The organism is Polaromonas sp. P3_B1, assembly GCF_056402935.1.
This window is the reverse complement of the sequence record NZ_JBFUGK010000068.1, coordinates 1-11,140: the sequence shown is the minus strand read 5'-3', so window position 1 is coordinate 11,140 and position 11,140 is coordinate 1. Positions and strand designations below refer to the sequence as shown.

The following is an 11,140-nucleotide window of genomic DNA, read 5'->3' as shown; positions in this document are numbered from 1 at the left end:
GTCAAAAACAACTCGCCTGCGGCTCAAACACGTTTTTGCCCTGATCCGCTTGTCTCTGCGCTCCTCGGCCCAGCCAGGACGGGGCAATCGGGATCGGGGACAGAAGACAAATACCAAAGAAAAATCACTACAAACAAGGACACGCCACGGCGTGTCCTTGTGGTTTCAGGTATTCGGCTTCTTGTCTTTGGCTGTTTGGTATCTCGGGCCCCTTGTGTATGCGCCGAGGAGCGCAGGTCCAGACGGATAAGGGCAAAAACGTGTTTGAGCGAAGCGAGTTGTTTTTGACCCCGTCTGGACCGAGCACCGCAGGCTGCCCCGTAGCGAAGCGAAGGGGACGCAGACACCAGGGTCGCCTTTTCTTTTGCTTACTTTTCTTTTGGCGAAGCAAAAGAAAAGTGAGTAGCTGCCGGGCTACCCCCGGCCAGCAGGACTAAGCAGGGGAAAGAGGGGAAAGAGGGGAAAGAGGGGAAAGAGCGCGCCCGCCGGCGCAAGACCCGGCCCTCCCTCAGCAGGGAATGGGGCAGAGGGGGGTCAGCCAACCCCCAACCGATTCCCGCTGCCACCCGACCGGTGCGTACCATCCGGCCCATACAGCGGCTGGCCGCCGGCCTTGAGGAAACTCAGTGTCTGGCGCGTGAAGTCCAGGTGGGTGTGGACCACCACACCGTTGCGGTGGTTCAGTTCGTGGGCTTCGGTCGCGCGTGCCAGCAGCTGTTGCCAGGCGGTTTTGAGCGCGGTGCTGCCGGCGGCGGCCGCGGCATCAGCGCCGTGGCGGCCCGGGCCGTAACCCAGGCTTTGCTGCAGCGCTTCGCGGCGCCGGCCTGTCTCGGTGATCTGTCCAGCGAGTTGGGATTTACGTTCGGCCAGCCCGGGAAGTTCGGCGAACCGGCCCTCGGTCATGGCCTGGGCTTCCCGGTTCAGCAGTTCAAGGAACAGGACTGCCTGGGCATGTTCGTGCTTCAGCAGTTCGAGCAGTGCACCGCTCATTTGTTGGGCTCTTCACCCAGCAGGTCGCGCACCGTGGCCAGCAGGCCGTCGGCGATCTTGCCGGTGTTGACCTGGTAGCGGCCGGCGCTGATTTCTTCGCGGATTCTGGCCACGCGGGCGGCGTCAAAGTCCGACTGGGTGGACAGCAGCGGCGCCGGTGAGACCGGGCGTGCCAGGGCGCCGGGCGCCGGCGCTGCGGCCCGGCTTTCGCGGGCGGCGGGGGCAACGCTGTCGGCCACATTCTTGAGGAATGTGAAGGTTTTCTGGATGTTCATGGAGGGATTCCTCGGGGGGACATCACCGCTCTAACGGCGGATCGGATGAAAACTTTAGGGTTCATTTCAAAAAAATTCTGAGTGAATTTCAGTGAACCCGTTCCACCGTGCCGTCCGCCAGCGCGATGCCGCTGAGCAGCTGGCCGCCGGCCGTCTTGACCTGGACCAGGGCGCCCACGGCGGCGCTGCTCATGGCCTTGCCTTCGGTGCTGGCGGTAAACCCCGGGCCGCGCGTGCGCAGGCGTACGGCCTGGCCCTGCTGCACCGCGATGGGGGCGCGCAGCGACTCGCGCCGCAGCGGCGCACCCGAGGCAATGGTGTTCAGCGCCGTGACGCCGTTGAACTGGGCCGGGTCCGTCACCACGCCGCGCGGCAGGGCCGCGAGGTCGCCTTCACGCAGCGCCGCATCGTCCGGTGCGAGTACCTGCCCGGCGCCGATAGGCCTGGCCGCCACGTAATAGCTGCCGCGCACGGCGATATAGGCCGGCACATAACGCGTCCAGGGCGTGGCCGAATTGCAGCGCACACCGACCGACACGCGGCCCCAGAGCCGCGCACCGCCGGGCAGAAAGGGCTCGATCGCATCGCAGGGCGGCAGTGCGCCCGACAGGGGCGTGTTCAGGGTGATGGATACCTCTCCCGGAAGCCCGGCGGCCTGCTCTTGCAAAAAGCGTTCGATCACGGTGCGCGCGCTGCCGGCCAGCGCTGCGGCTTGCGGGCCCCCGGCGCGCGCCGGCAGGCTGCAGGCGGCAAGGCCTGCAAGCAGCAGGGCGAGGCGGGGAATTAAGTTCATTCGCAGATTGCGCAGATTTCCGCAAATTCTAGAAACCGGAAGCACAAGCCAAGGCCTGAAGTGCGCGGCAATCCGGCTGTTATTCGTCCGATTGAAAAGGAGGCGATGGGAGTGCAATGCGTGAGGTCCCAATGCATGACAACCGACCCTTGCCACCGTTCGCCCTGAGCTTGTCGAAGGGCTTCGACCCTTCGACAAGCTCAGGACAGGCCAAGCTCAGCCCGAACGGTGGACGGCTTGAGCCAAAGCTGTGTGTCGCCCTGGACCAGGAAGCCTCAATAAGCCCGAATTGGCCGCTGAAACCCCGTCTGTTCCGCGGATTGCGAAAGCGGGCGATTCCTACAATTTTGCTCAAAGGCGGCACTGCGGAAAGCGCGGGCGACGCAAGCACGGAGAAACGACATGATCGACAAACTGGATTCAGCGCTGCGCTTTCACCAGGAGGCGCTGAGCCTCAGGGCGCGGCGGCAGGAAGTGCTGTCGGCCAACATCGCGAACGCGGACACGCCGCACTACAAGGCGCGTGACTTTGATTTCAGCAGCCGACTTACTGAGGCGCTGGAGCGCGGCCGCCAGTCCAAAGCCATGAGCATGTCGACCACATCCGCGCGCCACCTGCCCGGCGAGGCGCCTGCCTCGGGCGCGGACGAGCTGCTGTACCGCACACCCGCACAGTCCAGCATAGACGGCAACACGGTGGAGATGGACATGGAGCGTGTCAACTTCGCCGACAACGCCATGCGCTACGAAGCCAACCTCACGCTGCTGGGCGCGAAGATCAAGTCGCTGCTGGCGGCGGCCCAGTAATCCATCCACACATTCAATAGCAGGCCTGCACCCATGGCGGATTTCAACAGCTCCAGCGGCATCTTCGCGATCGCCGGTTCCGCCCTGACGGCGCAGTCCCAGCGTATGAACGTGGCGGCCAGCAACATGGCCAATGCCGACAGCGTGGCCGGCCCTGACGGCCAGCCCTACCGCGCGCGCCAGGTGGTGTTTGAGACCGCGCCTGTGCCCGGCGATGCCATAGGCGGTGTGCGCGTCTCGCGTGTTGTTGAAGACCAATCCCCCTTGCGTATGGTGCACGACCCCAAGAACCCCGCCGCCAATGCTGAAGGTTATGTGGCCATGCCCAACGTCAACCCGGTGGAAGAAATGGTCAACATGATTTCGGCCTCGCGCTCCTACCAGGCCAACGTCGAGGTGCTCAACACCGCCAAGACGCTGATGCTCAAGACCCTGACCGTCGGCCAGTAAGCGCCGCGCGTTTGCTTCTTCCACCCCTCCCTCCACAGGAAACATTTTCATGGCCGTGAACGCCCCCGCCGCATCCGACCCCGCGAGCACGCTGAACGCCCTGGCTTCGCAGCAGGGGTCCGCCGCCGACAGCGAGCAGCGCTTCCTCAAGTTGCTGGTCACGCAGCTGAACAACCAGGACCCGCTGAACCCGCTGGACAACGCGCAGCTGACCTCGCAGCTCGCGCAGATGAGCACCGTGAGCGGCATTGAAAAACTCAACGGCGCGGTGCAGTCGCTGCTGGCCCAGAGCGGCGCCAGCCAGGTGCTGCAGTCGGCCGCGCTGATAGGCCGCACGGTGCTGGTTCCGGGAAAGGACGTGGTGGTGAAAGACGGCACCCCGGCCAAATTCGGCATAGACCTGGCCGGCGCCGCCGACGCGGTGAAGGTCAGCGTGAAGAACGCGGCCGGCGAGGTGGTGCGCAGCTTTGACCTGGGCGCGTTGCCGGCCGGCGTGAAGATGGTCGACTGGGACGGCAAGAGCGACACCGGCGCCGCCGTGCCCGACGGCAACTACACCCTCAGCGTGACGGCCAAGGCCGGCAAGGACGACGTGCAGTCGCTCGCGCTGACCTACGCCAAGGTCGCCAGCGTGGCGCAGGTGTATGGCGGCGCGTCGCTGGACCTGGGCGGCGGCCGCAAGGCCGGCCTGGATGAAGTCCGGCAGGTGCTCTGAGCTTCAGGCCATCAAGCGATCAAGCACTCAAGCACTCAAGAAGTCAGTCATCAATACCTTAGCAGCCAAGCAATCAACTGAATAAAAGGAAACACCATGGGTTTCGCACAAGGGGTGAGCGGCCTGAACGCCTCCGCCAGCAATCTCGACGTCATCGGCAACAACATCGCCAACTCCGGCACCGTGGGCTTCAAGTCGGGCAACACGCTGTTCTCCGACGTGTATGCGGGCTCGCGTGTCGGCCTGGGCACGCGGGTCGCGGCCGTGGTGCAGAACTTCAGCGCCGGCGCGGTGCAAAGCAGCACGCGCGGGCTGGACGTGGCCATCGTCAACGGTGACGGCTTTTTCCGCCTGGCCAGCCCCAGCGGCGAGATCATGTATTCGCGCAACGGCCAGTTCGACCAGGACGCCGACGGCTTCATCGTCAATGCGGGCGGCCTGCGCCTGACCGGCTACCAGCGCTCGGCCAACGGCACGGTGGCCGGCGGCACGCCCGGCCCGCTGCAGCTGCCCACCGCGGCCATGGCGCCTCGCGCCACGCAAAGCATCGTGTCGCAGTACAACCTCGATTCGCGCAGCACGGTGCCCACCGCCACGCCCTTTGACGCGAACAACTCGGCGACCTACAACTATTCCAACCCGGTCAAGGTCTATGACTCGCTGGGCAATTCGCATGAAATCAACACCTTCTTCGTGAAGACCGGCCCCAACGCCTGGAGTGTTTACGCCACGGCCGACGGCTACCCGCTCAACGCGACCGGCGGCATGATCGCCGCGCCCACGCCGGCCGGCCCGCCGGTGGTGGCCAACAGCGCGCCGCTGGCCACCGGCACCCTGGGTTTTGACGGCAACGGCAACCTGGTCGCCGGCGCGCCGACGACGCTGGTGGGCGGCAAGATCAATTTCGCGGGCCTGAACTTCGCCAACGGCGCGAACGCGATGGGCTTCACCATGGACCTGACCAGTTCCACGCAGTTCGGCAACGTCAACGACCCGAAGAAACTCACGCAGGACGGTTTCACCTCGGGCCAGCTCACGGCCTTCGCGATCAATGAGGACGGCACCATCACCGGCAAGTATTCCAACGAGCAGACCCAGACCCTGGGCCAGGTCGTGCTGTCGTCCTTCGTGAACCCCAACGGCCTGCAGTCCAAGGGCGACAACGTCTGGGCCGAGACCGCCGAATCGGGCCAGCCCCTGACCGGCTCGCCCGGCAGCGGCACCAAGCTGGGCGCGCTGTCGTCCGGCGCGGTCGAGGCTTCGAACGTGGACCTGACGGGCGAGCTGGTCAACCTGATCATCGCGCAGCGCACCTACCAGGCCAATGCGCAGACCGTGAAGACGCAGGACCAGGTCATGCAGACCCTGGTGAACATGCGCTGATCCCAAGACATACAGAAAAAAGCAGAAAGCAGGAAAGACAGCATGGACCGGATGATTTACATCGGCCTGGGCGGCGCCAAGCAGGCGCTGGAACAGCAGGCTTCGGTGGCCCACAACATGGCCAACGTGTCCACGCCGGGTTTTCGCGCGCAGATCAACAGCTTTCGCGCCGTGCCCGTGGTCGGCGAGGAAATGGGCACGCGGGCCATGGTGGTGGCGACCACGCCCGGCGCCGACATGAGTGCCGGTCCGCTGATGCAGACCGGCCGCCCGCTGGACGTCGCGGTGCGCGGCGAGGGCTGGCTGACGGTGCAGATGCCGGACGGCAGCGAAGCCTATACGCGCCTGGGCAACTTGCAGGTGGGCGCCGAGGGCCAGGTCAGCACGCAGGGCGGCCGCCCGCTGATGGGCGACGCCGGCCCGCTGGTGGTGCCGCCGGGCTCCGCGCTGGTGGTGGGCGGCGACGGCGTGCTCACGGCCATAGGCGCGGGTGACCCGGCCGTGGGCGCGGCCGAAGTCGGCCGGCTCAAGCTGGTCAACCCGGCCGCGGCCGACCTGGTGCGCGGCGACGACGGCCTGTTCCGCATGCAGCCCGGCCGGCCCGCGCCGCAGGCCGACCCGGAGGTGCGCCTGCAGACCGGCGCGCTCGAAGGCAGCAACGTGAACCCGGTCGAGGCCATGGTGCAGATGATTTCCAATGCGCGGCGTTTCGAGATGCAGATGAAGACCCTGCAGACCGCCGAGAGCAACGACCAGCAGGCCAACAAGCTGCTGTCGAGCTGAGCCTTTATTGACATGTTTTCTCCCGCAGGAGTTTCCCCATGATTCGTTCCCTCTGGATCGCCAAGACCGGCCTGGATGCGCAGCAAACCCAGCTCGACGTGGTCTCCAACAACCTGGCCAACGTGGGCACCACGGGCTTCAAGCGCAGCCGCGCGGTGTTTGAAGATTTGCTCTATCAGAACCTGCGCCAAAGCGGCGGCCAGACCTCGGACCAGACCCGCATGCCCTCCGGCCTGCAGATCGGCACCGGCGCGCGCGTGGTGGCGACCGAGCGCATACACACCCAGGGCAACCCGACCAAGACCGACAACCCGCGCGACGTCTCCATCAACGGCGGCGGCTTCTTCCAGGTGCTGATGCCCGACGGCACCAATGCCTACACCCGCGACGGCTCCTTCCAGCCCGACCAGAACGGCCAGCTGGTGACGGCCAACGGCTACCCGCTGCAGCCGGCCATCACGCTGCCACAGGACACCACCGGCATGACCATAGGCCGCGACGGCACGGTGTCGATCACGCAGGCCGGCTCCAGCAACAACGTGCAGATAGGCCAGATCCAGCTCGCGACCTTCATGAACCCCGCGGGCCTGGAGAGCAAGGGCGAGAACCTGTATGTGGAAACCGACGCCTCGGGCGGCGCCAACCAGACCGCGCCCGGCCAGAACGGCGCGGGCGTTCTGAACCAGGGTTATGTGGAGTCGTCGAACGTGAACGTGGTGGAAGAGCTGGTCAACATGATCCAGACCCAGCGCGCCTACGAGATCAACAGCAAAGCGGTGCAGACATCCGACCAGATGCTCGCGCGCCTGGCCCAGCTGTGATGCGCGGCTGCGCGCTGGCCGCCGCGGTGTTGCTGGGCGGCTGCGCCCAGATGCCGCGTGAGCCCATCGTGCACCAGCCCATGACGGCGCGCTACGATGCGCAGCCGCGGCCGGCCGTGCCGGCCCACGGCTCCATCTACCGCGCGAGTTTTGGTGCGCAGGCGCTGTTTGAAGACAGGCGGCCGCGCCAGGTGGGCGACATCCTGACCATCGTCGTCAACGAGAACATCAACGCCAGCAAAAATTCAGCCGCCGACGCCAGCCGTACCAGTAGCGCCACCTCGGCCCTGGGCCTGGTGCCCAAGCTGCTCAGCGGCCTGGTCTCCAGCGACCAGGACGCCGACGCCAGCGGCAAGAACGTCATCAGCGCCAAGGGCGGCGCCAATTCCAAAAACACCTTTAACGGCGTGATCACGGTCACCGTGGTGGAACTGCTGGCCAACGGCAACCTGCTGGTCAGCGGCGAAAAGCAGATGCTGATCAACCAGGGCACGGAATACATACGCTTTTCCGGCGTGGTCAACCCGCGCACCGTGGGCGCCAACAACTCGGTGCTCTCGACGCAAGTGGCCGACGCGCGCATCGAATACAGCGCCAAGGGCTATATCGACGAAGCGCAGACCATGGGCTGGCTGCAGCGCGTCTTCCTCAACGTCTTGCCGTTCTGATGCCGACCATGCAAGCCCTGTCTAACTTCAGCTCTGTACGATTCCGCGCGCGCAGGCTGTGCCTGCAGTGGCTGTTTCCCTTGGCCTTGGCAGCGTTGCCTGTGCTGCCGGTGCAAGCCGAACGCATCAAGGACCTGGCCAGCATTCAGGGCGTGCGCGACAACCCCTTGATTGGCTACGGCCTCATGGTGGGCCTGGACGGCAGCGGCGACCAGACCATGCAGACGCCTTTCACCACGCAAAGCCTGAACAACATGCTGGGCCAGCTCGGCGTGACGGTGCCGCCCGGCACCAATATGCAGCTCAAGAACGTGGCCGCCGTGATGGTGACCGCCGTGCTGCCGCCGTTTGCGCGTCCCGGCCAGGCCATAGACGTCACTGTCTCTTCGCTGGGCAACGCCAAAAGCCTGCGCGGCGGAACCCTCTTGATGACGCCGCTCAAGGGCGCGGACGGCCAGGTCTATGCGCTGGCCCAGGGCAATATGGTGGTGGGCGGCGCGGGCGCTTCGGCCAGCGGCACCCAGGTCAAGGTCAACCAGCTCAGTTCGGGCCGCATCCCGGCCGGCGCGATTGTCGAGCGCGCGGTGGAGTCCCCGCTGGGCGGCGACGGCACCTTGATGATTGAGCTCAACAAAACCGATTTCGGCACCGCGCAAAAAGCCGTGGATGCGATCAACCGCAGCTTCGGCCCCGGCACGGCGCAGGCGCTGGACGCGCGTGTGATCCAGGTCAACGCGCCGACCCGGCCCGAGGAACGCGTCGGTTTCCTGGCCCGTATCGAAGACCTGGACGTGAACCCGGCGCAGGCCGTGGCCAAGGTGGTGATCAACGCCCGCACCGGCTCGGTGGTGATGAACCAGACGGTGCGCATCAACGACTGCGCGGTGGCGCACGGCAGCCTGTCGGTGGTGATCAACACCGATCCGGTGATCAGCCAGCCCGGCGCGTTTTCCGGCGGCAACACGGTTGCGACGCAGCGCTCGCAGATCGAGCTGAGCCAGGGCGGCGGCGCGCTGCAGGTCGTCAAGGGCGGTGCTTCGCTGGCCGACGTGATCAAGGGCCTCAACGCCCTGGGCGCCAACCCGCAGGACCTGGTGTCCATCCTGCAGGCCATGAAGGCTGTGGGTGCGCTGCGCGCCGAGCTAGAGATTATCTGATGCGTGACGTGAGCCTTGCCGGTCTGAACAGCTTGAGTACCCCGGCCTCGGGCGTGCTCGACCAGCGCCTGTCGCTGGACGTGCAGGGCGTGGACGAACTCAGGCGCACGGCGCGCAGCTCGCCGCAGGAGGGCATGAAGCAGGCCTCCAAGCAGTTTGAAGTGATGTTCATGAGCATGGTGCTCAAGAGCATGCGCGAGGCCACGCCCTCGGAAGGCCTGTTCGGCAGCCAGTCAGAAAAAATGTACACCTCCATGCTGGACCAGCAGCTCGCGCAAAACCTGTCAGGGCGTGGCCTGGGTCTGGCCGATGCCATGTATGCGCAGTTAAGCCGCATGGCGGGTGGCGAGGCCGGCGCACAGGCGCCCAACGCTGTTCCTCTGCCGCCTCCGGCACCGGCGGCACTCCAAAGCCGCGCGCCCGACCTGTCGCTGTATGAAGAAGCCACGGCACAGGCCACGCTGAGCCGCAGCGCGCTGCCGCAAGCCCATGTCGAGGCTTTTGTCTCACGCCTGCTGCCGGCCGCGCAGCGCGCCAGCGAGGCCAGCGGCGTGCCCGCGCAGCTGATCATGGCGCAGGCGGCGCTGGAATCGGGCTGGGGCAAGCGCGAAATCCGCAGGGAAGACGGCAGCAGCAGCTTCAATGTTTTTGGCATCAAGGCCGATAGAAGCTGGAAAGGCCCGGTGGCCGAAACCACCACCACCGAATACGTCAACGGTGAGCCGCAGAAAACACGCGCGGCGTTTCGCGCTTACGGCTCTTACGACGAGGCCTTTGCCGACTACGCGAAATTCCTCGCGAGCAACCCGCGTTACGCAGGCGTGCTGGGCGCGCGCGACCCGGCCGAGGCCGCGCACGGCCTGCAGCGCGCCGGCTATGCGACCGACCCGGAGTACGGCGGGAAGCTGGTGCGCATCATGCGGCAGATGAGTGCTTGAGCAGGCTCGCATGCAAGCCACTCAGGAATCAACGAACAGCGAAACAAACCAGAAACAAACCAGGAAGAAGAATAGACATGCAAAAGTGGTTCCATCAACTCCGTGTCATGACCCGGCTGGTCGGCAGCTTTCTCATTGTGGCGGCCGTAGGCGCCGTGATCGGTGGGCTGGGCATCTTTCACATGAGCCGCATCAGCGCTGCGACTGAAAGCCTTTACAACCAGGAGGTGCTTGCGCTTAAGGGCGTGCAGGAGGCCAACATCCACCTGCTCTACGCCAGCCGGGCGCAGATGACGCTGCTGTCGGCCTCGTCCATCGGTGAGCGCAACATCGGCAAGAAGGACATCACGGCCGCCCTGCAGGGCATTGAGGACCGCATGGGCGAAGTCAAGCCGCTGCTGGAAGACGAGGCCAAGGGCCAGGCGCTGTACCAGCAGTACACCGCCAAAATGCCGCAGCTCAAGCAGCGCATGAACGACTTTGTGGTGCTGCTGATGAAGCAGTCGCTGGACTCTTCGCAGTACGACGGCAAGGTGGCCGAGGACAGCGCCGTGCTGCTCAAGGAGTCGCGTGCGGTCGAGGACATCCTGCAGCAGATGGTCGCCTACAGCGACGGGCAGGCCAGGGCCAGCATGGAAAACGTGGCGGCCACTTACCGCAATTCGCGCCTGGCCATGGTGGTGCTGGTGCTGGCCGGCATCGCGGCCAGTGTGGGCCTGGGCGTGGTGATGTCGCGCATGCTGGGCCGGCAGATCGGCGGAGAGCCGGCTTACGCCGCCGACATCGTGGACCGCGTGGCCCAGGGCGACCTGACGGTGCAGGTCAGCTTGCGCAAGGGGGACAGCCGCAGCCTGCTGTTTGCCATCCACAAGATGCAGCAGGAACTGGCCGGCGTGATCAGCCAGATCCGCCAGGCCAGCGGCACCATCGCAACGGCCAGCAGCGAGATCGCGGCGGGCAACCATGATTTGTCGTCACGCACCGAGCAGCAGGCGAGTTCGCTGGAAGAGACGGCGGCCTCGATGGAGGAATTGACTTCCACCGTCAAACAGAATGCCGACAATGCCCGTCAGGCCAACCAGCTGGCGGTGTCCGCGTCGAGTGTCGCGGTCAAGGGCGGCAGCGTCGTCGCTGAAGTGGTCGGCACCATGGGCGCGATCAATGCGTCGTCGCGCAAGATTGTGGACATCATCGGTGTGATTGACGGCATTGCCTTCCAGACGAATATCCTGGCTTTGAACGCCGCTGTTGAAGCGGCAAGAGCCGGTGAACAGGGCCGAGGCTTTGCCGTCGTTGCCGCCGAAGTGCGCAACCTGGCCCAGCGCAGTGCCGAAGTGCGCAACCTGGCCCAGCGCAGTGC

At 65.5% G+C, this 11,140-nt stretch carries 13 protein-coding genes; 10 read left to right on the top strand and 3 right to left on the bottom strand.

All coding sequences use genetic code 11. From position 1 onward, the window contains the following. Positions 1-534: 534 nt before the first annotated feature. From AC1DXS_RS24305 to flgA, 3 genes are all read right to left on the bottom strand, one after another. A complete protein-coding gene (locus tag AC1DXS_RS24305) occupies positions 535-990 on the bottom strand; it encodes a flagella synthesis protein FlgN (protein ID WP_477740008.1) in 456 nt (151 codons plus the stop codon). Next, the gene (gene flgM, locus AC1DXS_RS24300; protein ID WP_477740007.1) at positions 987-1,265 is read right to left on the bottom strand and encodes a flagellar biosynthesis anti-sigma factor FlgM; all 279 of its coding nucleotides are present in this window, start codon (positions 1,263-1,265) and stop codon (positions 987-989) included. Before flgM ends, AC1DXS_RS24305 begins: the two co-directional genes overlap by 4 nt. Before the next feature lie 88 nt (positions 1,266-1,353). Next, on the bottom strand, positions 1,354-2,058 hold the full coding sequence (gene flgA / locus AC1DXS_RS24295; RefSeq protein WP_477740006.1) for a flagellar basal body P-ring formation chaperone FlgA: 705 nt from the start codon (positions 2,056-2,058) through the stop codon (positions 1,354-1,356). Positions 2,059-2,460: 402 nt separating this feature from the next. On the opposite strand from flgA, the gene flgB reads away from it, so the two are divergent. The 10 genes from flgB to AC1DXS_RS24245 form a co-directional block, all read left to right on the top strand. Next, on the top strand, positions 2,461-2,865 hold the full coding sequence (flgB, locus tag AC1DXS_RS24290) for a flagellar basal body rod protein FlgB (RefSeq protein WP_477740005.1): 405 nt from the start codon (positions 2,461-2,463) through the stop codon (positions 2,863-2,865). 33 nt (positions 2,866-2,898) lie between these two features. Then, on the top strand, positions 2,899-3,315 hold the full coding sequence (gene flgC / locus AC1DXS_RS24285; RefSeq protein ID WP_477740004.1) for a flagellar basal body rod protein FlgC: 417 nt from the start codon (positions 2,899-2,901) through the stop codon (positions 3,313-3,315). Between the two features lie 49 nt (positions 3,316-3,364). Further along, a complete protein-coding gene (locus tag AC1DXS_RS24280; protein WP_477740003.1) occupies positions 3,365-4,030 on the top strand; it encodes a flagellar hook assembly protein FlgD in 666 nt (221 codons plus the stop codon). A gap of 96 nt (positions 4,031-4,126) precedes the next feature. Further along, positions 4,127-5,413 carry a flagellar hook protein FlgE gene (gene flgE, locus AC1DXS_RS24275; protein WP_477740002.1) on the top strand — a complete coding sequence of 429 codons (1,287 nt, stop codon included), beginning with the start codon at positions 4,127-4,129 and terminating at the stop codon, positions 5,411-5,413. A gap of 42 nt (positions 5,414-5,455) precedes the next feature. Next, positions 5,456-6,196, top strand: a complete 741-nt coding sequence (locus AC1DXS_RS24270; protein ID WP_477740001.1) for a flagellar basal body rod protein FlgF — start codon at positions 5,456-5,458, stop codon at positions 6,194-6,196. Between the two features lie 38 nt (positions 6,197-6,234). After that, positions 6,235-7,017, top strand: coding sequence for a flagellar basal-body rod protein FlgG (flgG, locus tag AC1DXS_RS24265; protein WP_477740000.1), 783 nt, complete (start codon positions 6,235-6,237; stop codon positions 7,015-7,017). Continuing rightward, positions 7,017-7,685 carry a flagellar basal body L-ring protein FlgH gene (locus AC1DXS_RS24260; RefSeq protein ID WP_477739999.1) on the top strand — a complete coding sequence of 223 codons (669 nt, stop codon included), beginning with the start codon at positions 7,017-7,019 and terminating at the stop codon, positions 7,683-7,685. Before flgG ends, AC1DXS_RS24260 begins: the two co-directional genes overlap by 1 nt. Positions 7,686-7,693: 8 nt before the next feature. Then, on the top strand, positions 7,694-8,842 hold the full coding sequence (locus AC1DXS_RS24255; RefSeq protein ID WP_477739998.1) for a flagellar basal body P-ring protein FlgI: 1,149 nt from the start codon (positions 7,694-7,696) through the stop codon (positions 8,840-8,842). Next, positions 8,842-9,780 (top strand): flagellar assembly peptidoglycan hydrolase FlgJ, encoded by a 939-nt coding sequence (gene flgJ, locus AC1DXS_RS24250; RefSeq protein WP_477739997.1) that lies wholly within the window; start codon positions 8,842-8,844, stop codon positions 9,778-9,780. Before AC1DXS_RS24255 ends, flgJ begins: the two co-directional genes overlap by 1 nt. A gap of 77 nt (positions 9,781-9,857) precedes the next feature. Next, positions 9,858-11,140: methyl-accepting chemotaxis protein (locus tag AC1DXS_RS24245; RefSeq protein WP_477739996.1), on the top strand; the 1,283-nt coding region annotated here is incomplete at its 3' end.